18 protein-coding genes are annotated in these 23,384 nt (G+C 40.8%); 16 read left to right on the forward strand and 2 right to left on the reverse strand.

Annotation, left to right across the window (positions count from 1 at the left end; genetic code table 11):
• Nucleotides 1–234 precede the first annotated feature (234 nt).
• From ABRT01_RS08300 to ABRT01_RS08370, 15 genes are all read left to right on the forward strand, one after another.
• Complete coding sequence (locus ABRT01_RS08300) at nt 235–1,302, forward strand: ABC transporter ATP-binding protein (RefSeq protein ID WP_269409162.1); 1,068 nt, start codon at nt 235–237, stop codon at nt 1,300–1,302.
• Nucleotides 1,299–2,825 carry an ABC transporter permease/substrate-binding protein gene (locus ABRT01_RS08305; protein WP_269409161.1) on the forward strand — a complete coding sequence of 509 codons (1,527 nt, stop codon included), beginning with the start codon at nt 1,299–1,301 and terminating at the stop codon, nt 2,823–2,825. The genes ABRT01_RS08300 and ABRT01_RS08305 overlap by 4 nt, the downstream gene beginning before the upstream one ends.
• Before the next feature lie 12 nt (nt 2,826–2,837).
• Complete coding sequence (locus ABRT01_RS08310) at nt 2,838–3,254, forward strand: CoA-binding protein (RefSeq protein WP_269409160.1); 417 nt, start codon at nt 2,838–2,840, stop codon at nt 3,252–3,254.
• Nucleotides 3,255–3,450: 196 nt separating this feature from the next.
• Nucleotides 3,451–5,433, forward strand: a complete 1,983-nt coding sequence (gene parE / locus ABRT01_RS08315) for a DNA topoisomerase IV subunit B (protein WP_269412543.1) — start codon at nt 3,451–3,453, stop codon at nt 5,431–5,433.
• 76 nt (nt 5,434–5,509) lie between these two features.
• Nucleotides 5,510–7,960, forward strand: a complete 2,451-nt coding sequence (parC, locus tag ABRT01_RS08320; RefSeq protein ID WP_367746788.1) for a DNA topoisomerase IV subunit A — start codon at nt 5,510–5,512, stop codon at nt 7,958–7,960.
• A 195-nt stretch (nt 7,961–8,155) separates the two neighbouring features.
• Nucleotides 8,156–8,758, forward strand: coding sequence for a TetR/AcrR family transcriptional regulator (locus tag ABRT01_RS08325; protein ID WP_367746789.1), 603 nt, complete (start codon nt 8,156–8,158; stop codon nt 8,756–8,758).
• Nucleotides 8,759–8,845: 87 nt separating this feature from the next.
• The gene (locus tag ABRT01_RS08330; protein WP_367746790.1) at nt 8,846–9,988 is read left to right on the forward strand and encodes an acyl-CoA dehydrogenase family protein; all 1,143 of its coding nucleotides are present in this window, start codon (nt 8,846–8,848) and stop codon (nt 9,986–9,988) included.
• A 54-nt stretch (nt 9,989–10,042) separates the two neighbouring features.
• Nucleotides 10,043–11,398, forward strand: a complete 1,356-nt coding sequence (locus ABRT01_RS08335; protein ID WP_367746791.1) for an acetyl-CoA carboxylase biotin carboxylase subunit — start codon at nt 10,043–10,045, stop codon at nt 11,396–11,398.
• Nucleotides 11,399–11,408: 10 nt separating this feature from the next.
• A complete protein-coding gene (locus ABRT01_RS08340; RefSeq protein ID WP_269412542.1) occupies nt 11,409–11,621 on the forward strand; it encodes an acetyl-CoA carboxylase biotin carboxyl carrier protein subunit in 213 nt (70 codons plus the stop codon).
• A 30-nt stretch (nt 11,622–11,651) separates the two neighbouring features.
• Nucleotides 11,652–12,434: an enoyl-CoA hydratase gene (locus tag ABRT01_RS08345; RefSeq protein WP_269409155.1), complete on the forward strand. Its 783-nt coding sequence runs from the start codon at nt 11,652–11,654 to the stop codon at nt 12,432–12,434.
• Nucleotides 12,435–12,462: 28 nt separating this feature from the next.
• On the forward strand, nt 12,463–13,992 hold the full coding sequence (locus ABRT01_RS08350) for an acyl-CoA carboxylase subunit beta (RefSeq protein WP_269409154.1): 1,530 nt from the start codon (nt 12,463–12,465) through the stop codon (nt 13,990–13,992).
• 361 nt (nt 13,993–14,353) lie between these two features.
• Complete coding sequence (locus tag ABRT01_RS08355; RefSeq protein ID WP_269409152.1) at nt 14,354–14,809, forward strand: CBS domain-containing protein; 456 nt, start codon at nt 14,354–14,356, stop codon at nt 14,807–14,809.
• A gap of 362 nt (nt 14,810–15,171) precedes the next feature.
• Nucleotides 15,172–18,789, forward strand: a complete 3,618-nt coding sequence (locus ABRT01_RS08360) for a dynamin family protein (RefSeq protein ID WP_367746792.1) — start codon at nt 15,172–15,174, stop codon at nt 18,787–18,789.
• A gap of 62 nt (nt 18,790–18,851) precedes the next feature.
• Entirely contained in the window at nt 18,852–19,721 is an 870-nt protein-coding gene (locus ABRT01_RS08365; protein WP_367746793.1) for a 5'-3' exonuclease, read from the forward strand.
• Between the two features lie 333 nt (nt 19,722–20,054).
• Nucleotides 20,055–21,350 (forward strand): hemolysin family protein, encoded by a 1,296-nt coding sequence (locus ABRT01_RS08370; protein ID WP_367746794.1) that lies wholly within the window; start codon nt 20,055–20,057, stop codon nt 21,348–21,350.
• A gap of 83 nt (nt 21,351–21,433) precedes the next feature.
• Here ABRT01_RS08370 and ABRT01_RS08375 read toward each other — a convergent pair whose 3' ends face one another.
• Entirely contained in the window at nt 21,434–21,598 is a 165-nt protein-coding gene (locus tag ABRT01_RS08375) for a hypothetical protein (RefSeq protein WP_269409148.1), read from the reverse strand.
• Nucleotides 21,599–21,770: 172 nt separating this feature from the next.
• Here ABRT01_RS08375 and ABRT01_RS08380 point away from each other — a divergent pair, with 172 nt between their 5' ends.
• A complete protein-coding gene (locus ABRT01_RS08380; RefSeq protein WP_367746795.1) occupies nt 21,771–23,096 on the forward strand; it encodes a D-serine ammonia-lyase in 1,326 nt (441 codons plus the stop codon).
• A gap of 94 nt (nt 23,097–23,190) precedes the next feature.
• Here ABRT01_RS08380 and ABRT01_RS08385 read toward each other — a convergent pair whose 3' ends face one another.
• Complete coding sequence (locus tag ABRT01_RS08385) at nt 23,191–23,349, reverse strand: hypothetical protein (protein WP_269409146.1); 159 nt, start codon at nt 23,347–23,349, stop codon at nt 23,191–23,193.
• Between the last annotated feature and the right edge of the window lie 35 nt (nt 23,350–23,384).

A 23,384-nucleotide genomic window follows, 5' to 3' on the forward strand; every position in this document is an offset into this window, starting at 1 on the left:
CCTTCTCTCTTTATAATGTTCAAAAGAGTTGAACAAATATTTAAACATAATCATATAGTATAGTTTATTTTATCATGAACTGATTAGGGAAAGAACCAAAAAATAATAACTTTCATCAATATTTGTTCGCCATGGGAATAATAGAGTCCAATACAACCCAAATGTTCTTAACAGGTTTGAATTCCAACAAAATGGGTATCGGAAATAGTAATGGGAAGTGATAGGAGGGAAATTGTGATTGAATTCAGAGAGATCCATAAAATGTATGATGATGGAACGGAGGCGGTAAAAAATTTATCTTTGAAGGTGAACAAGGGAGAATTAATGACATTGATCGGTCCCAGTGGATGTGGGAAAACGACAACAATGAAAATGATTAATCGGCTGATCGAGCCAACATCAGGATCCATATATATACAGAACAGACATATAAACGAATACAATATTCATGAATTACGCTGGAACATTGGTTATGTATTGCAGGAAATCGCACTGTTTCCGCATCTGACTATTGAGGAAAATATTGCAGTCGTCCCGGAAATGAAAAATTGGAAACGCAAAAAAATCCGCGAGCGCTGCCGGGATTTACTGGAAATGGTTGGGCTTAATCCAGATACATATTTAAAACGCATGCCCAGCGAATTATCAGGCGGCCAACAGCAGCGGATTGGTGTTATCCGGGCACTGGCAGCTGATCCCGACATTATTTTAATGGATGAACCATTCAGTGCGTTGGATCCGATTAGCCGCGACCAGTTACAGCATGATATTCGCTCCTTGCAAAAAGAGATTAAAAAGACAATTGTATTTGTAACACATGATATGGATGAGGCAATGGCAATTGGTGACAGAGTATGCCTGATGCGGGATGGACAGGTTGTACAAATTGATAAACCTCAGCAATTGATTTTACATCCAGCAACAACGTTTGTGAAAGATTTTATTGGTGAACGTAAATCACCATGGCAAACAGCGGTTGATGTCATCGCTGACCAATCCAATGACCGGGTTATCACAGAAAAAATGTTTGCCGAGAAGTCCTATCCTTCTGAGGGAACTTATATGATCAGAGATGAACATAATATGTACCGTGGTGCCGTCATAAATGGTATCCGTTGGGAAGTACAAACGTTGGCGAATGATTTGCCTCTATACAAAGCAACAGAAATCATTCAGTCCAGTGATCAGACTCTATTCCCAGTGATCAAAGAACAAAAGCTGGTAGGTGTGTTGTCCTACAAAGATATTGTCCGTTTTCTCAAAAGTAAAACAAAAATGGAAAACGGGGTGATTTACCAGTGAAAGATTTTATTGCTATTTTTGAAAAGCGTCAGGATGTATTACTGGAAAGCATTTGGGAGCATTTACAAATTTCACTGCTTTCTTTAATTATTGCTATTGTCATTGCCGGCCCATTAGGTTTAATCTTAACCCGTTACCGGCGGATCGCGGAGCCAATCATTGGGATTGCGGCCATTATGCAGACGATCCCAAGTTTGGCTGTGTTGGCATTTCTTATCCCATTATTGGGTATCGGGACAGTTCCAGCTATTGTTGCATTAATTGCCTATGGTCTATTACCAATTTTACGGAATACATATACGGGTATTAATGAGGTTGATCCAGCGCTAAAGGAAGCAGCAACCGGGATGGGAATGAATTCATTCAAACGATTGACAAAGGTGGAATTACCAATTGCGATGCCGGTTATTATGGCTGGCATCCGTACATCAATGGTTTTAATTGTTGGCACCACAACCATCGCTGCGCTGATTGGTGCCGGGGGGTTAGGTGAACTTATCCTATTGGGCCTTGATCGTGGGGCAGATATTAACCTCATCCTATTAGGCGCAATACCGGCAGCACTGCTTGCGATTTTACTTGATTTTATCTTACGCGGGTTCGAACGCATTTCCAAAAGAGCTGGTTTCAAATCGTTTATTGCCATGTTGCTGATTGCGGTGCTTGTCGTTGTTTCCCCATTTATCATTCATACCGAAAAAAAGCCCGACCTGGTCATTGGTGGGAAATTGGGCGCCGAGCCAGAAATATTGATTAATATGTATAAACTACTAATAGAAGAAAACACTGATTTACACGTGAAATTGGAGCCGGGATTGGGAAAAACAGCTTTTGTATTTAGTGCCCTACAGCAAGGAGATATTGATATATTTCCGGAATTTACTGGAACGGCAATTGTTACCCATTTAGATCAGCAGGCAAAAAGCAATCATGCCCGGGAAGTTTATGACCAAGCAAAACGGGGGATGCAAGAGCAATATGACATGGCGTTTCTTGAGCCGATGGAATACAACAACACGTATACAGTTGCGGTAACAAAAGACTTCGCTAAGCAACATAACTTACAGTCGATTGACGATTTGCAAGGTGTAGAAGATACACTTACTGCAGGATTTACCCTTGAATTCAAAGATCGTTATGATGGGTATGTCGGGATGCAGGATGTTTACGACTTGTCGATTGGAAATGTCCAAACAATGGAACCGGGGATTCGTCAGCGTGCCCTGGAAAAAGGCGAAGTTGACGTCATTGATGCTTATGCAACCGATAGTTATATGGTAGAATTGGGATTAGTGTCCCTGGATGATCCAAAACATTTATTTCCGCCATATCAGGGTGCACCGTTAATGCGTCAGGAAACATTGAACAAATATCCGGAACTGGAAGATATTTTAAATCAGCTTGGTGGGAAAATTACGGATGAACAAATGCGGGAAATGAATTATCAAGTGGATTATGAAGATACTTCACCGAAAAAAGTAGCTGAAGACTTCCTGGTTAAGCATGGATTATTAAAGAAATAAGGAGTGTATATAATGGAAAACCCAGCAAATGAAACGATAAAACAGGTGCTTGAGGAAGCAAAAACGATTGCCGTTGTCGGGCTTTCTGATAATCCAGAACGCACCTCTTATCAAATTTCTAAAATCATGCAGGAGCAGGGGTACCGAATTATTCCGGTTAATCCAACGGTGGAGAAGGTTTTGGGCGAAAAGGCTTACCCCGCTTTGACAGATGTTCCGGAAAAAATTGATATTATTAATGTTTTTCGCAGGCCAGAGTATCTTCCTGCAATTGCCAGGGAAGCGGCCCAAACTGATGCAAAAGTATTTTGGGCACAGCAGGGGATAGCCAATCAAGAAGCGTATGATTATTTGCATGAACGAGGTTTTACTGTCATGATGGATCTTTGTATCAAGGTAGCACACGCTGTCTTGGTAGGAAATAAATAGTAGCAAGGATGGCTGCATAAAGCCATCCTTGCTTGTGCTTTTACCTCTGCTAACTAGGAATAGCTATACATTCTGATTTTGATTGTAGTATACTATATAAAGTCTAAGTTGAAAGCCTACAGACAATAGGCTTTTTTGATTGTTGACGCTATAGGTGATATAGTGTATGTTTATAAAACAAACATTTGTTCCAATTATGTATTGTGAGGAAGGAGCAGGGTGTGGTTTGGTTAAACAACCATTACAATATTCGGATGATTCAATTCAAATTTTAGAGGGGCTGGAAGCAGTAAGGAAACGGCCCGGAATGTATATTGGGAGTACCGATGCCCGAGGGCTCCATCATTTGGTGTTTGAAATTGTGGATAATGCGGTTGACGAAGCTCTGGCAGGGTACGGAAACCAAATTAAAGTGACCATACATAAAGACAATAGCATTTCTGTCGAGGATAGCGGGCGAGGAATACCAGCCGGGACGCACAACAGCGGCAGGTCCACGATTGAGGTTATATTTACTATTCTCCATGCCGGCGGTAAGTTCGGACAGGGCGGATATAAAACAAGCGGCGGACTGCATGGTGTTGGAGCATCAGTAGTCAACGCCCTGTCAGAGTGGTTGGAAGTAACAAGTTTTCGTGATGGACACATCTATTCTCTCCGCTTTGAGAACGGTGGAAAAACGGTTGGTAAACTAGAGCAGCGGGGTACTACAAGGAAGCAGGGTTCCATTGTTCATTTCAAACCGGATGTGACTATTTTCTCCACGACTGTATTTAACTTTGAAACGCTTTCGGAAAGGTTACGGGAGGCAGCATTTCTACTAAAAGGGCTAAAAATGGAGCTGGTGGACGAACGGGAAAGGCAACAGGAAACTTTTCAGTATCCCGATGGTTTGGAATCATTTGTTGCTTATTTGAATGAAGAAAAGGATACATTACATCAAGTTGTTTCCTTTGAAGGAGAACAACAAGGTATCGAAGTTGATTTTGCATTTCAGTTCAACGATGGCTATGCGGAAAGTATGTTATCCTTTGTTAACCATGTCAGGACCAAAGACGGCGGGACTCATGAATCCGGGGCAAGAAGTGCTATGACCCGGGTGTTTAATGATTATGCCAGAAAAACACAGTTATTAAAGGAAAAGGATAAAAACTTGGAGGGGACCGATATCCGTGAAGGCTTAACGGCCATTATATCGACGCGAATCCCTGAGGAAAAACTGCAATTCGAAGGACAAACAAAAGGTAAATTGGGAACATCGGAAGCAAGATCCGCTGTTGATGCTGTTGTCTCCGAGAAACTATCATACTTTCTGGAAGAGAACCCGGATGTCGCTGGTTTGCTGATAAAAAAAGCCATCAAAGCCAAGGAAGCCCGGGTTGCTGCCAGAAAGGCCCGTGAAGATGCAAGATCCGGTAAGAAAAAAAAGCGTAAAGATGCCATATTAAGCGGTAAATTAACTCCCGCACAGTCCAAAAATCCAAGGAAAAACGAACTATATTTAGTTGAGGGTGACTCGGCCGGAGGGTCAGCAAAACAGGGACGAGACCGTAAATTCCAGGCGGTTCTTCCACTTAGAGGAAAGGTTATTAACACGGAAAAGGCGAACCTGCAGGATGTATTTAAAAATGAGGAAATCTCCACCATTATTCATACGATTGGTGCTGGTGTTGGCGGCGATTTTGATTTAGACGATGTCCAATACGATAAGATTATTATTATGACGGATGCCGATACCGATGGCGCCCATATTCAGGTATTACTGCTAACTTTTTTCTATCGTTATATGCGCCCACTAGTCGAAGCTGGCCGTGTTTATATTGCATTGCCACCTTTATACAAAATCTCCAAGGGAAAAGGAAAAAAAGAACAAATCAAGTATGCCTGGGATGACGATGAATTACAGAAAGAATTAAAGCAATTGAAAAATGGCTATACGATTCAGCGCTATAAAGGTCTTGGTGAAATGAATGCCGACCAATTGTGGGAAACGACAATGAACCCGGAAACGCGCACTCTCATCCGGGTTACCATTGAGGATTTGGCCAGAGCGGAACGACGGGTTACCACGCTAATGGGAGATAAAGTCGAGCCAAGAAGAAAATGGATCGAAAGCCACGTCGAATTCAGCATGAACGAAGACAACAATATTTTGGAAAATGATAAAATCCACACATAATATACACTCGGTTAACTGGTACAAAGCAGCAAACAAAGGAATTTATATTTCGATAAATGTTTAAGGGGGGGTTGGTTTGGTACAACCAGAAAAATATTTGGACCTGCCACTTGAAGAAGTGATTGGGGACCGATTTGGAAGATACAGTAAATATATTATTCAAGATCGCGCATTACCCGATGCCAGAGACGGTTTGAAACCGGTGCAGCGCCGAATTTTATATGCCATGAACGAGGAAAAAAATACACACGATAAAAATTTCCGAAAGTCTGCCAAAACCGTTGGAACAGTAATCGGAAATTATCATCCACACGGGGACTCATCGGTTTACGAGGCGATGGTCCGCTTAAGTCAGGAATGGAAAGTGCGTAATGTATTAGTCGAAATGCATGGGAATAACGGTAGTATTGATGGAGATCCGCCTGCTGCTATGCGTTATACGGAAGCAAGACTGTCAAGCATCGCTTCTGAATTGCTTCGTGATATTGACAAAGCGACGGTCGATTTTATTCCGAACTTTGATGACACCATTCAGGAACCTGTTGTCTTACCAGCCAAATTTCCGAATTTGCTGGTTAATGGTTCAACCGGGATTTCATCCGGGTATGCTACAGACATCCCACCGCATAACTTAGCTGAAGTAATCGATGCGGTTATCAAAAAAATTGACAAGCCATCTGTTACCGTGGACGAATTAATGGACGTCATCAAAGGCCCGGATTTCCCTACCGGCGGAATTATTCAAGGAATTGACGGGATTAAAAGGGCATATGAAACTGGTAAAGGAAAAGTTATTGTTCGGGGAAGGGCACAAGTCGAGACGATTCGGGGCAACCGTGAGCAAATTGTCATCGATGAGATCCCATACGAGGTAAACAAAGCGAACATGGTAAAAAAAATGGATGAACTGCGGATTGATCGAAAGGTGGAAGGGATCGCCGAAGTTCGGGATGAGACTGATCGAACCGGATTAAGGATTGTTATTGAACTCAAAAAAGATGTGGATAGTGATGGCGTCTTGCATTATCTGTATAAAAATACGGATTTACAAGTGACGTATCATTTCAATATGGTTGCCATTCAAGATAAAACACCAAAACTATTATCACTGCCACAGATGCTTGATGCCTATGTTGATCATCAAAAAGATGTAGTAACCAGACAGACCAAATATGAGTTGAAAAAGGCAAATGAACGGGCTCACATTGTTGAAGGATTAATAAAAGCCATTTCGATTTTGGATGAACTAATTGCTACAATCCGGGCATCAAAAGATAAAGGAGATGCCAAAAAACGAATTATGGCAGCATATGGTTTTTCCGAGGCACAAGCAGAGGCAATCGTCATGCTGCAATTATATCGGCTAACCAATACTGATATTACCCAGCTGGAAAAAGAAGCTGACGAATTACGCAAAAAAATTACTGAGTTAGAAGCTGTTTTGGCGAATGAAAAGAAATTACTGCAAACGATTAAAGCAGATTTGCGGAAATTAAAGAAAACATATGCAGATCAGCGTCGCACTAAAATAGAGAACAAAATTGAAGAATTAAAGATTAATATCGAGGTAATGGTCGCGAGTGAGGATGTACTTGTATCAATAACGAGAGATGGCTATATCAAACGGACAAGCCTAAGATCGTACGGAGCATCAAACGGTGAGGATTTTGCCATCAAGGAAGAGGATCATCTAGTCGGGTTATTAGAGCTAAACACAACCGATAAATTACTATTGTTTACCAATAAAGGTAAGTATATTTATTTCCCCGTTCATGAGTTGCCGGATATTCGCTGGAAGGACATAGGGCAGCACATCTCCAATATGGTTACCATTGATAAAAATGAACGAATTATTCAAACTATTCCAGTTCGTGAATTTCCCGACGATAGCTTTCTTGTTTTCTTTACAAAAAATGGCATGGTAAAACGCAGTGAATTAAAACTGTATAAGGCGCAACGCAATTCAAAAGCATTGATTGCAATCAACTTAAAAAATGATGATGAATTGATTAATGTATACCAGACAAAAGGGCATTCCGATATTTTTGTTACATCCAATAAAGGATATGGACTATGGTATCATGAGTCAGAGGTAACACCCGTCGGTCAGCGGGCTGCAGGTGTCAAAGCAATCCAGTTGAAACAAGACGAATTCGTTGTAAGTGGGCAAGTGTTCGATGATTTAGCAGATCCTTCCCTCGTGTTAGTGACCCAGCGTGGTGCATGCAAACGAATGAAACTAAAAGAATTTGAAAAAGCCACCAGAGCAAAGCGCGGACTGGTTATGCTGCGGGAATTAAAATCAAAAGCACATCGTGTACGTGGGGCTTTTGCTATCTATGAGAAAGATGAAATTTGTTTTAAAACAAATAATGAAAAAGTACACAGTCTATACCCATTGGAACTATCAGCAAGTGATCGCTACAGTAATGGATCGTTTGTAATAGATACAGATACTGAGGGAGAGGTTGTCGATGTCTGGAAGAAGGCGACCTATCAACAACCATTTGCTGATCAAACCGAATAATTACCAGGTAAAATGGCCGGAGTATTATACTTCGGCCAGCTTCCACAGGACATGGGTAACTTGAGCGAAAGATCTTCCTTCGAGGTGTCACTGGAGTTTTTGAACTACCCCCCTTGAAATAATTTTCTCAAAATGCTTTATGCACGAACAAGATTATGATAAAGTAAATGTAAGCGATATAAAGAAGGAGGTTCTATGGCAGATTTACGAAACAGGATCATCCAGGCATCATTGCAACTCTTTGAACAAGAAGGATTTCATGGGGCGACTGTTAACCAGATTGTTGAAGAAGCTGGCACTTCCAAGGGTGGTTTTTATCATCATTTTACATCAAAGGACGAATTATTATTTGTTATTCACGACACGTTTATTACATACGTTTTAGATAAGGCAAAGATGGCAAATGAAGCGCATCAATCGCCAACCGCCAAATTAAGGGTCATTATCAAGGATTTTGTGAAAGCATTTGATTTATATCAGGCACACATTACTGTTTTTTATCGGGAAACCATTTATTTGAAACCAGATTATGAAATTCTTGTTAAGAAAAAACGGGATCAATTCAAACAAATCATTTTCAAAACCATTCAAGAAGGCAAGACATGTGAGGAATTTCGTTCAGATCTATCCGTTGAAATCACTGGAATGGCTATTTTAGGCATGGTAAACTGGACGTATATGTGGTATCGGCGATCAGGGGCGAAAACCATTGATGAAATTGGTGACATATTTGTTGACTTGATCCTACATGCGATACGATTAGAGGAACAACCGCCGGATATCGATTTTGAAATCTGATAAATAAGTGGAAGTAGTGGCTTTCATTTTTAACAGCCATGCAGACCAACCAGTCGGTCTTGCGGTTGTAACTACAGGAGGTTTAGTATGAATTTTGAACTAACGAAAGAACAACAGATGATTAAGAAAATGGTGCGTGACTTTGCGGAAGCTGTTATTAGGCCCCGGGCCATTGAGATTGATAAGGAAGCGGTATTTCCATCAGATATTTTTAAGCAAATGGGTGAACTTGGTTTATTAGGGATTCCATTTCCAGAAGAATATGGCGGTTCAGGCGGTGATACAATTTCTTATGCGCTTGCAGTCGAAGAAGTTGCCCGGGTTTGTGGCAGTACAGGATTAAGTTATGCTGCTGCGGTTTCACTTGGTGCAAGTCCACTTTATTATTTTGGTACCGAAGAGCAAAAGCAAACATTTTTGAAACCGCTTGCTGAAGGGGAAGCGTTAGGCTCATTTGGCTTAACTGAACCAAATGCCGGCTCAGATGCTGGCGGTACTAAGACAACCGCAACGATTGATGGTGATGATTATGTCATTAATGGAGAAAAATGCTTTATCACTAACTGTAATTATGCCAAGACAATTATTGTGACTGCGGTTACCGGTAAGGATGAGCGCGGCAAAAATATTATCAGTGCCATTATTGTACCCGCGGATGCTGAGGGTGTTACAACGAAAAACAATTATGATAAAATGGGTGTTCGCGGTTCAGATACAGGTGAGATTGTTTTGGATCATGTTCGCGTACCTCGAAAAAATCTATTAGGTGACCCGGAAAAAGGATTCAAGCAGTTTCTTCATACACTTGACGGTGGTCGTATTTCGATTGGAGCACTTGGTCTGGGAATAGCCCAGGCGTCACTCGAAAAAGCATTACAATATGCAAAAGAACGCAAGCAATTTGGCAAACCGATTTCCAACTTTCAGGCCATCCAGTTCAAGCTTGCTGATATGGCGATGGAAGTAGAATTGGCACGGAATATCGTACACAAGGCTGCCTGGTTAAAAGATCAAGGGAAACCGTTTACAAAGGAAGCCGCCTTTGCCAAACTGTATGCAACAGAAACTGCAGTTCGTTCAGCTAACCAGGCTATCCAAATCCTCGGCGGTTATGGTTACATGCGTGAATATGAAGTAGAACGCTATCTTCGTGATGCCAAACTATTAGAAATTGGGGAAGGCACGTCAGAGATTCAACGTCTTGTTATTGCCAGACAACTAGGCTGCTAGACATATTTTAACGGGCGCGTGGTTTAGAAACATAGAATAGGAGGGAGTGGGCATATGATTAACAAAGTACTGATCGCTAATCGTGGGGAAATAGCCGCAAGAGTTATCCGTACGTGTAAAAAGATGGGTATCCAAACGATTGCTGTATATTCGGAAGCTGATCAAAAAGCACCATTTGTTGCACTTGCAGACGAAAGCTATTTACTCGGACCACCACGGGTAAACGAAAGTTATTTGAACACAGATAAGATCCTGCAAATCGCCAAAAGAGCCGATGTCGACGCAATCCACCCAGGCTATGGTTTTTTAAGCGAAAATGCTGTATTTGCCCAAAAGTGTCGAGATGAAGGATTCATTTTCATTGGCCCAGCTAGCGAGATTATGCAAAAAATGGGCAGTAAAATCGCAGCAAGAAAAACGATGCAACAGGCGGGTGTACCAGTTGTTCCCGGTACTGAAGGTGGAGTCGCATCCGTGGAAGAAGCTTTGCAAATTGCCAAGGGCATCGGTTATCCCATTATGTTAAAGGCTTCGGCAGGCGGCGGGGGTATTGGCATGCAAGTCGTTCAGTCAGATGCTGAACTAGCAAAAGCGTTTGCCAGTAATTCCAAGCGGGCTGAAAATTTTTTCGGTGATGGTGCGATGTTTATGGAGAAAAAATTGGAGCATGCCCGTCATGTCGAGATCCAGATTCTGGCGGACAATGATGGAAACGCTGTCCATTTATTTGAACGGGAATGTTCGATCCAGCGCCGAAATCAAAAGGTTGTCGAAGAAGCGCCATCTCCATTCATCTCTGAAAAAACCCGAAAAAAAATGGGTGAAACCGCAGTCAAAGCCGCTAAAGCAATCGGTTATACAAATGCCGGCACGATTGAATTCCTTGTCGATGAAAACGAGAACTTCTATTTTCTTGAAATGAATACAAGAATCCAGGTTGAGCATGCGATTACCGAGGAAATTACCGGACTTGATATTGTTGAGGAACAATTGAATATCGCAAATGGGAAGGCATTAACTATTGATCAGGATACTTTAACAATCAAGGGACATGCGATTGAAGTGCGGATTTATGCTGAAGATCCAGTCACATTTTACCCATCACCGGGTCACATTACAACAATGCAGGCGCCAACCGGTGATCATATCCGTAATGAACTTGCAGTGACCAGCGATTATGATGTGACACCATTTTATGATCCAATGATCGGCAAGTTAATTGTCACCGGTGAAACACGGCAAGAAGCTATCTCAGGGTTGAAAACAGCACTGGAAAGTTATCATATTGATGGTATTAAAACAAACATTCCAATGTTAAAAGCTGTTATTGACCATGACCAGTTTAAAGCTGGGAACACGACAACCGCTTTTGTGCAAGAATATTATTTACCAATGATTAAAACAAATTAAGGGAGGATTTATCATGGAAGTAAAAGCATCAATGGCAGGAAGTGTATGGAAAGTTACCGTAAAAGAAGGTGAGCAAGTACAAGAAGATCAGGATATTGTTATTTTAGAATCGATGAAAATGGAAATTCCCATTGGCGCAGAAGACGAAGGGACAGTGAAAGAGATCAAAGTGGCAGAAGGTGATTTTGTCAACGAGGGCGATGTTATTGCAATTATCGAATGATATCATTGAACCAAATGGAAGGAGATTGTCATGACTTCAGTAGTTCAATATGAAACACTAGCCGACCATGTTGCCGTGGTGACCTTGAATCGGCCTGATGCCGCGAATGCCATGTCTCGAAAACTGTTAAGTGAGCTGAACGCTTGCATTGACAACATTAATCAGGATAAAACCATTCGTTGTGTGATCATCACTGCACAAGGAGAAAAAGCATTTTGCGCAGGTGCCGATCTAAAAGAACGAAAAGGTATGGGCAATGCACAAACAATTGCTGCTGTCCGAAAGATTGGGGAAACGGTAACAAATGTTGAACAAATTAATGTTCCCGTTATCGCTGCCATTAATGGCGCCGCTTTCGGAGGGGGGCTGGAATTAGCTTTGGCTTGTGATATCCGTGTCGCATCAGAAAAGGCAAAAATGGGATTAACCGAGACTTCATTAGCGATTATTCCCGGTGCAGGTGGAACCCAGCGTTTAAGCCGGCTAATCGGATTGGGTCAAGCCAAAAAGATGATTTTTACAGCCGAACGTATTACCGCCGCTAAAGCACTTGAACTTGGTTTGGTGGAACAAATAAGCGCCAAAGAGACACTTTTGGATGATGTACTGGATTTGGCAAAAGCGATTGCCAAAAATGGTCCAATCGCATTACGACAGGCTAAAACAGCCATTAACCAGGGTTATCAGACAGACATTACTACTGGACTTGCGATTGAACATTTATGTTATAAAGAAACCATTTCAACCAACGACCGTAATGAAGGTTTACAAGCATTTGAAGAAAAAAGAAAACCGGTTTATACAGGTGAATGATGATGTATGATGTAGTAGGAGGTTCAGCATGGCTTACGTAGATGACCTGCAACAACGTATAGAAAAGATAAAAACAGGTGGAAAAGAAAAATATCATCAAAAGAATGCCGAAAAAGGAAAACTGTTTGTTCGTGAACGATTAGCAATGCTTTTTGATCATGATATTGATGTAGAGGATGCTTTTTTTGCCAACTGTATGGATGGTGACTTGCCGTCTGATGGTGTTGTCACCGGTATTGGCCGTATCAATGGGCAAAACGTCTGTGTCATGGCCAATGATTCAACGGTAAAGGCTGGATCATGGGGGAAACGAACGGTTGAGAAGATCATCCGGATTCAGGAGACGGCGGATAAACTGGCACTACCGATGCTATATCTGGTTGATTCTGCAGGGGCGCGGATAACCGATCAAGTGGAAATGTTTCCTGGACGGCGTGGGGCAGGAAGGATCTTTCACAATCAAATTAAATTATCCGGCAAAGTACCGCAAGTTTGTTTGTTGTTCGGCCCATCGGCTGCAGGTGGTGCATACATACCGGCTTTTTGCGATATCGTGATTATGGTCGATGGCAATGCTTCTATGTACCTGGGTTCACCAAGGATGGCCGAAAAGGTAATTGGTGAAAAAGTCTCTCTTGAGGAAATGGGCGGGGCAAAAATGCACTGTTCTGTGTCCGGGTGTGGTGATGTCCTTGTTAAGACCGAACAGGAAGCCATTGCTTATGCAAGAAATTATTTAAGTTATTTTCCCGCCAATTTTAAAGAGAAACCACAATCTGTTAAGGCAAAAGCGCCGAAAACGGGAGAAAAGACGATCGCCGATTTGATCCCGGACAACCAAAATGCGCCATTTAATATGTATGATCTTATCGAACAAATGATTGATGAAGACAGTTTTTGCGAAATTAAGAAGAAATTTGCCAAGGAACTGATTACCGGTCTTGCCCGAATGGATGGAAAATCGGTCGGTATCATCGCCAACCAACCGCGTGCAAAAGGTGGTGTGCTGTTTCCGGATTCGGCTGATAAAGCAGCCAAATTTATTCAACTATGTGATGCCTTTCATATTCCATTACTGTTCTTAATGGATATACCCGGTTTTATGATTGGCACAAAAGTAGAGCAGGCAGGAATTATCCGTCACGGTGCCAAAATGCTGGCAGCCATGAGTGAAACAACCGTGCCAAAAATCTCAGTAGTTGTTCGAAAGGCATACGGAGCAGGATTATACGCGATGGCTGGGCCGGCTTTTGAACCGGATTGCTGTCTGGCGTTACCATCTGCACAAATAGCTGTCATGGGTCCGGAGGCGGCAGTTAATGCTGTCTATGCCAACAAAATTTCTGCCCTCCCAGAAGCAGAACGGCCAGCGTTTATTAAAGAAAAGCAAGAAGAATATAAAGACGATATTGATATCTATCGTTTGGCTTCTGAACTGGTCGTTGATGCGATCATTGATCCGGAAAATCTGAGATCTGAGCTCGTTACTCGCTTTGCCATGTATGAAACGAAACAGGTAACTTTTACAGAAAGAAAACACGGCGTATATCCGGTCTGATTATCACCACAAAATCATCATATCGTTCATCGGAAACGATATGGTGATTTTTTCTTTAAAAATATTAATCATATAATTTACCATAATATTATTATGTATACTCAAACAAAATTATTCCATTTTTCCCCTTTTAATGATATTCTAAACGTAAAGAGATGACAAAACGAAAGTTCTCAGACTTCCTCGTGATTAGAGGTGGGGGTATACAATTCGCTAAATGCATGAAAAAGTGGAGAATGTTTTACTGACTTTCATACGATACGGATAATGGATGCCGCTGAGGGAATTGACATGTTTAATGATCCCTCAAAATAGTTAAAATGGTAGTAACGTAACAGACAAACCAAAATGAGGTGAGGGAATGAAAGTAAGCGAATTTATGATTACAGATGTTATTTCTGTAACCAAGGATCAGTCCATTAAGGAATTACTGGAATTACTGGTCAAACATAAAATTGGCGGTGTTCCAGTAGTAGATGAAACAAATACATTACAAGGAATGATTACAGACGGGGATGTGGTTCGTTATCTAAATCCAAGAGGCAGAACCGTTTATGACATGTTTTCGCTCGTGTTTGTAACGGAAAAGGAAGAATTACAACATAAACTGGACTATGCCATTGGTCAGGCTGTCGGTGACATGAGACGAAAAAAAGATACCTATTATGTACACCCTGATGATGATTTGGATAGTGCTATTTCGATTTTGTCCAAGCATCACTTCAAAAAAATACCGGTTATTGATAGCGACCATAAAGTAGTTGGAGTCATAAGCCGCGGGGACATTATCCGCTATATTACAACCAAATTGCTATGATGATACTCCTGTGTATATCTGCTCACAGGAGTTTTAATTTTAGAGGATGTTCAAAAAGTCCGGTAAAAATGACCTTCGAATTTCGTCGTTGGCTTGCTTTTCCGCTCCTCATGTACTTTTTATGTACACTCCGGTGCTCAAAGCTACGCCGCCTAGAACTTCTCGGTCCTTTTTATCCTCCTTTTTGAACACGCACTCTTACGGATGATTGACAAATCAACTTCAAGTGGTAGCATTTATTTGTGAAAAACCGTATAATAATGATGTATATGACGTTTAGATGTGTGTTTACAAAAGAAAGCAAAAAATGCGCGTATGCAACAGACCTTTAGAACATTCGCCGATGAAGAAAGGAATTGTGTATGTTGGAATCAGCAACCTTGCCATCCCAGCAAGTGGGGATCAACCAATTAACCGCACTATACGAGACCATGCTTGATGCTTTCGATAAAACAAGTGCGGATAAAATACTTGATATCTATGAAAAATTTAAAAGTCAAGAATATGTCATTAGTTTTGCCGGTCATTTTTCAGCGGGAAAGTCTACAATGATTAATACACTATTGGGGACAGCCATTCTGCCAGAGAGCCCGATCCCAACGAGTGCCAATGTCGTTAAAATCACTTCCGGCCGAGGCTCTGTCAGGGTATTCTTTCATGATCAGGCGCCAGTAGAATATCAGGAACCTTATGATATGGAAACAATCAAAAATTACTGCAAGGACAAAGAGAATATCAAAAAGATAGAAATAAGTACGTCTTCACCAATCATTCCAACGAACACAGCACTTTTTGATACTCCGGGCATTGATGCAGCAGATGATGCAGACCGGCTGATTACAGAGGCATCCATGCACCTGGTTGATTTGCTTGTATATGTGATGGACTATAACCATGTCCAATCCGAGGTTAATCTGCAATTTTTACGAACGTTAAATGAGAAGCAGATTCCTTTTTTTGTAGTAATTAATCAAATTGATAAACATGACGACAAAGAGCTTTCGTTTGCGACATTTGCAGACAGAGTAGATCAAACATTTGCCAATTGGAATATCGTTCCAGAAGCAATCTATTATTCTTCATTAATGGATCAGCATACGAAATATAATCAATTTCAACAATTAAAGTCAGATGTGTTTGCACGGTTGGAGGAAAAACGTAATTTCATCGATTCCATTACCCAATCCGTTCGTCAGGTAATGGATGAACATCGCCAGGAATTAACGAATGTGTTTACAGAAAAAATTGCTGCCTACCCTGAAACAGCAATGGACATCGCAGACATTTACGAACAAAAGCAGTCTATTGAACAGCGGATCAGCGAGATGGAGCATGATCACCAAACATTGGAACAAGGATTTCGACAAGAATTAGAAGCAACATTGAAAAATGCCTATCTGATGCCGCATGGCTTGCGTGAAAAAGCAGCTGCCTTTTTGGAGGCACAGCAGCAAGATTTTAAGGTTGGTTTTTTTGGCGCCAAGAAAAAAACAGCAGCAGAAAGAGAACTCAGGCAAAAAACTTTTTTATTAGCTTTGCAGGAAACTATGGAGTCAACTATCCAATGGAAATTACGTGATAAATTAACCAGCCTGCTAAAACAATCGGGAATTACGGACCAAAAACTCATAGCAGCAATACAGCAAATTGCGATTGATTATACGACAGATGATCTGATTGCCTTGGTGAACCCCGGTGCAAAAGTGAATGGTCAATCGGTTTTGCATTATACCAATGAGGTCAGTCAGGATATTAAACAAAAGTATAAACAAAAAGCACTTGGACTTTGGGAAATAATTGATAAACAGCTGGCACAGAAGGATAAAAAGAAACGTTCCACCTTTGAAGCGGAATTGGACCAGATCAATCGAAGTCTAAACATGGAAGAGGAAAAAAGTAAATTAGCGCAAACCTATCAGGATCAATTAAATCAATTGGAAGAACAATTCGCGCATCCTACAAATACCGGGGATAAGTCGCTGGATCAAATCCTGGCAGAACGACAGCAAAACTTTGAGCAACCACTCACTATGGAACAGACTGCCACGACGAAGATAAAAGAATCTGTATCTGAACCGGAAACAATTTCAACAACAACAGATCAAGATTCTCCATCCAGTAAACAGGTATGTACAAACATTGATAAAACAATCGAAAAAGTGGAGGGATTACCAGGGTTCCAGACGATTGTCGACGATTTGATCGAAAAACGTGATCGATTAACTAACAGGACCTACACGATCGCCTTGTTTGGGGCATTTAGTGCCGGAAAATCATCGTTTGCTAATGCCTTGCTGGGTGAACAGGTACTGCCGGTTTCTCCTAATCCAACAACGGCAGCAATCAACCGGATTTGCCCGGTTACAACGTCGCACAGTCATGGTACGGTAATCGTTCATATGAAAGAGAAGAAGGCATTGTTCGATGACCTGGTAACGATCACCAAACCATTTAACCCATCAGCAACCAGTTTAGCCGACTTACTGCAATGGGTAAAAGATAACGACATCCAGCAAAATAGTGAATTAAAACAACTGCATCAATCATATTTGCAGGCCATGATCAACGGTTTTGCCGAACATCAGGATTTGTTAGGTGATTCTATTTCGACCGGTTTGGTTGATTTTGCGGCATATGTTAGTGATGAAACCAAAGCATGTTTTGTAGAATCGATCGATGTTTATTATGAGTCGGAACTTACCAGACAGGGTATTACGCTGGTGGATACACCTGGAGCAGATTCTGTCAACTCCCGGCATACAAACGTAGCCTTTGATTATATCAAATATGCGGATGCGATGTGCTTTGTCACCTATTATAATCATGCATTGTCCCGCGCGGATCAGGACTTTTTGATTCAACTTGGCCGGGTGAAGGATTCATTCCAGCTGGATAAAATGTTTTTTATTGTCAACGCAGCAGACCTGGCCAAAGACGACACAGAACTTCACTTGGTGACCAGTTATATTGAAGAACAGCTGCTGCAATTTGGAATCCGGTTTCCCAAGTTATATCCGGTTTCGAGCAAACAGGCGCTACATGCTAAACTGCTAGAAGAACCTGTTGGCCGTGACATGCAACAGTTTGAACAAGATTTTTACTCCTTTATTCAAAATGACCTGGCAAGCCTATCGATTCAGGCTGCTTTACTTGACATGCAAAGAGCCTACCAGGCAATAACTAATTACATTGCCTCGGCAAATCTTAACGAGGCGGAAAAGGAGCAATATCGTACTCAGCTTGAAAACGAACGTGATTCATTGCAACAGATAGTGGATGCCATGGATGCCGATCTATATGAGAAACAGATTGCACAAAAACTGGAGAAACAGTTGTTTTATGTCATGGAGCGGTTAGGCATTCGATTTCACGATATATTTAAGGAATTCTTTAACCCGGCAACCATTACGGAATCGGGAAAACAGGCAACCAGCCAATTGAACCGGAACCTAAATAATTTACTGGATTATGCTGGATATGAACTCGTTCAGGAATTACGTGCGGTTTCACTTCGAGTCGAAGCATATATGCAGTCACTTGCTGACGATGCTTACACCGGCTTAAAAGAAGATATAGCACAAATCGATCCCAAACTTTTATTACCTGACTTGGCAGCCTGTCATTTTAATACACCAGAGTATGAACCGGCTTTCCGTGAATTAGACCGTGCTATATTCGATAAGTCATTGGCGCTTTTTAAGGGAACAAAAGCATTTTTTGCCAAAAATGAAAAAGAACATATGAAGGATGACATCTATCAGACATTGGCGCCGATTGCACAGCGATATGTTGATGAAAATCAGGCAAAAATGATGGCATCCTATCAAGAACAATGGCGGGAAATGATGAAATACATGCAACAGAAGACAATGAACACGATCAACCAATCGATTAATGATGCCTTATCCGTACTTACCGAAACGGTTGATATCGATGATTTGAAAATAAAACAGCAAGAACTTAAGCAGATCATCGAGTAAAATAGATACTGGGTATGTGCTGATTGCAAAGCCCGGAATCGCTATTGGAAAGGAAAATCTATATGAGCGTGCGAAACAAGATATTGCTGGTTGATGGAATGGCCCTGTTATTTCGAGGCTTTTATGCAACAGCCTTCCGAGGAAATTTTATGAAGACGAAACAAGGGGTACCGACCAACGGGATTTATCAGTTTTTACGGTATTTCCTTGATGCTGTCGAAAAATTTGCCCCCACCCATGTAGTCTGTTGCTGGGACATGGGAAGCAAAACGTTTCGGACAGATTTATTCGCCGGATATAAAGCCAATCGCGGGGAGCCCCCAGAAGAACTGATCCCGCAATTTGATTTAGTCAAAGAGGTTGTTGCAGCATTTGATATGCCAAATGTTGGTGTTGAAAATTTTGAAGCAGATGATTGCATTGGTACGTTGGCTCAGCTTTATAAAATAGAAAATGACGTCCTGATTTTAACTGGCGATCAGGATATTCTGCAACTGGTTGACGATGGAATTGATGTCGCGATCATGAAAAAGGGACAAGGTAATTATGATGTTTTTACGAACGATAATTTTCATGAAAAACGAGGGATATCACCGAAACAAATCATTGATTTAAAAGGGTTAATGGGTGATACGTCCGATAATTACCCGGGTGTAAAGGGAATTGGCAAGAAGACAGCGTTAAAACTAATTAAAGAATATGATTCGATTGATAATTTACTCCAAAATATGGAGCAGTTGCCAAAGGGTGTCCGAAATAAAATTGAAACCAATATGGACATGTTGCAGCTATCAAGGGAATTAGCTGAAATTAAATGCGATGTTCCGATTAACTGTTCGCTGGAGACAGCGGTATGGCAATATGATAAAAACAAAATCAATGATAAATTTATGGAGCTGGATTTTACCCATATGGTGAAATTAATTGGATAGTCACCGCTGGGTCGGATCCAGTTCCTTGATTATAATTACATTTATGGTCTCCAAAAATCTTCCAAATAGGTTTATCATTCTCCTTTCTTAAAATTTCATCACTGCTACTAGATTTATGTTTTTTGATATTATATAATTTTCTTAGGAAAGTAGGTGATTCAGATGGGAAGACCATAAAAATTTTCATAAACACTTTCTTTTTGAATCATTTACACATGGAGCGTGTATTTATCCAAAGAGAATATTTAAGTGTTAGCCAACAGTAAATAAAACTCTATTTTGGATAACCGGAGGTGGATTCCTTGTGTCCACGTGATACAAGGGTAAAATTAATTGGAAATAGTTAACTTACTTATGGTTGTCATATTGGTCTTGTTAACAGGATTCTTTGTGGCAACCGAATTTGCGATTGTAAAAGTTCGAACAACTCGTATTGATCATTTAATCGGGGAAGGAAATAAGAACGCTGTATATGCGAAGAAACTAATCGATAATTTGGATGCTTATTTATCTGCTTGCCAATTAGGTATTACGGTTACAGCATTAGGTATAGGATGGCTGGGTGAACCAGCAATTGCAAGTCTTCTGCAACCGTTTTTTCATAATTTGGAAATAAATTCATCGGTTTCCCATATCATATCGATTGTAATCGCCTTTTTGATCATCACTTTTCTGCATGTGGTTGTTGGTGAATTAGCACCTAAAACTATTGCTATTCAAAAGGCTGAATTTATTACACTTTGGTTAGGCAGACCACTTATTTGGTTTTATAAAATCATGTACCCGTTTATTTGGGTTTTAAATGGATCCGCGAGATTAATAATAAGACTGTTCGGCTTTAAACCGATGCAAGAACATGAGATAGCCCACTCAGAGGAAGAATTACGCTTAATTCTTTCGGAAAGCTATAAAAGTGGAGAAATAAATCAATCCGAAATGATGTATGTTAACAATATTTTCGAATTTGACGATCGTCTGGCAAAAGAAATTATGACACCTCGAATGGAAATGGTATGTTTCTTCAAAGAGGATAGCTTCGAGGATAATTTAGATGTTATCCGTGAAGGGCAGTATACGAGATACCCTGTTGCGGATGATGATAAAGACCATATTGTTGGGTTAGTGAATCTTAAGGAAATTTTTACAGGGCATATTGAAAACGAACAGAAATCAATTGAACGTTACATTAGGCCGATTATTCATGTTTCAGAGGTAACTCCGATTAAAGAAGTATTAATCAAAATGCAGAAGGAACGTATTCATATGGCAATCGTTATTGATGAATATGGTGGAACAGCAGGTTTGCTAACGGTTGAAGATATATTGGAAGAAATCGTCGGGGATATTCGTGATGAATTTGATGTTGATGAAAAACCAAGGATTGAAAAAGTAACAAATACAACAACAATTGTTGATGGAAAGGTACTACTGGATGATATTAATGAGCAAATAGGAACAAACCTGGCGGAAGAAGAAGTGGATACGATCGGTGGTTGGATTATTGCCAATAATCTGGATGCCCGAAAAGGAACAACTGTTGAACACGAAGGATTTCAATTTGTTGTTGATGAGATTGACGGCTATCAGATAAAGAAAGTGAAAATAGTAGGAACTAACGAAACCATTTAGGATAAAAGAAAATTTCCGTTTCTATATAGAAAACCTGTACAACGAGCAAATCGTTATACAGGTTTATGAGTTAATAAACCACTTTATTTACGATTGTTCCGACGGTTGTTATTACGCTGTTTGTTATGGTCATCAAAATCGTGATTATCGAGGAATTCATTTTCGCTGGCAAATTCAACGTTATCTATTTCATGATCAAAGTTGTCAATGTTATCGCGGTTTCTTTTGTTGTTATCATGTTTGCTCATTGGAGATCCTCCCGAAATTATGATCTGTGAACCGTTTACGCTCACACACATATTTTAACCCCCTTTAAAATAAAATAATCTGTTCCTTTTTGGTAAATGGATGTCTTCCGAGAATGATTTGTCTTTGATACGATGATTATAAGAACAAAGATACAGAGGAAGGCTGATGATTATGGCATTTACCGAACAGCAATTACAAAACTGGACGAAAGAATATCCTTTGCTGCAAGACATTCTTAATTTACAACCGGTTGTATGGCTTCATCCTTCAAGGAAAGAATCTCATGCTACTTTACCTGTAGATGAAACGGATATGGTCGAGGCAGCGCTATTATGGGAACGTTTTGCACCGTTTTTAGCTAAGGCATTTCCGGAAACGCATGGTATTGTTGAATCTCCATTACGCCCCATACCATCCGTAAAGGAGCAGCTTATCAGCCATTATAGGCTGCCGTTTGCTGGTGATCTGTACCTGAAATGTGATAGTGAACTGCCGATTGCCGGCTCGATTAAGGCCCGGGGCGGGATTTATGAAATTTTACATTATGCGGAAAAACTGGCATTAGATGAGGGGCTGATCACCAAAGGTGCCAACTATGAAAAATTTGCAAGTGAAGCATTTCAAGCATTTTTTAAGCAATATTCGATCGGTGTCGGTTCTACCGGGAATTTGGGATTAAGTATTGGTATTATTAGTGCCAAATTGGGATTTGATGTCACGGTTTATATGTCTAGTGATGCGAAACAATGGAAAAAGGATTTATTACGAGACAAAGGGGCTACCGTAAAAGAATTCACCGGTGACTTTAGTGAAGCAATTCGGGAGGGACGAAAAAGGACAGAGGCGGATCCACAGGGTTATTTTGTTGATGATGAGGATTCCAGACATTTATTTTTGGGATATAGTGTAGCAGCCTTAAGACTAAAAGAACAACTGGAACAACAGCAAATTCTGGTTGATCAAAATCACCCGCTTTTTGTGTATCTTCCTTGTGGTGTTGGTGGTTCGCCAGGTGGTATTACATTCGGGTTGAAACAAATATTCGGTGACTATGTCCATTGTTTTTTTGTTGAGCCGATCCATTCCCCCGCCGTACTAATTGGTCTTTTGACCGGTGAGCAGGATAGATTATCTGTCCAGGACTTTGGCCTTGATAATCGAACAGAAGCAGACGGTCTGGCGGTTGGACGTCCTTCGCATTTTGCTACGGCCATTAGCAATCAATATATTAGCGGCATCTATACGCTGGCCGACGATGACTTGTTCAAACAATTATATATGCTTGCTGATAGTGAAGGGATATTTGTTGAACCATCAGCTGCAGCGGGGTTATCTGGGCCTGGTAAAGTTGCCCAAACCAGCTATGCGAGCGATCATCACTTAAATATGGACCAAGCAACACATATCGTATGGGCAACAGGTGGTTCACTTGTGCCCAAAAAAGAAATGGAACAGTTTTATGAAAAAGGAAAAATACTCATGCGTAACCTGAAATAGACTATGCAACAGTCCAATCAAGCTGTCAATGCGTCAAAAACCGCCCAATTTAGAAAGGGGTCTGTTCATCATCATCGAACAGACTCCTTTTACCTTATGCTGCTTTGTTGCTGTCATCTTTGTCGTTATTCATACTGTTGTACATGCGTTTTGTTTCCCAATATTCAATTTGGGGTAACCCCCAGTAGAGCCAATATTCATGAATCAGCGTTACACCAACGAAGAAAACCGCATTCCAGTCAAGATATTTCATCAACAGGCTCCTCTCTTTATAACATTATACAGAAA

It is taken from the genome of Lentibacillus sp. L22 (genome assembly GCF_040812445.1).
Lineage (GTDB): Bacteria > Bacillota > Bacilli > Bacillales > Amphibacillaceae > Lentibacillus_C > Lentibacillus_C daqui.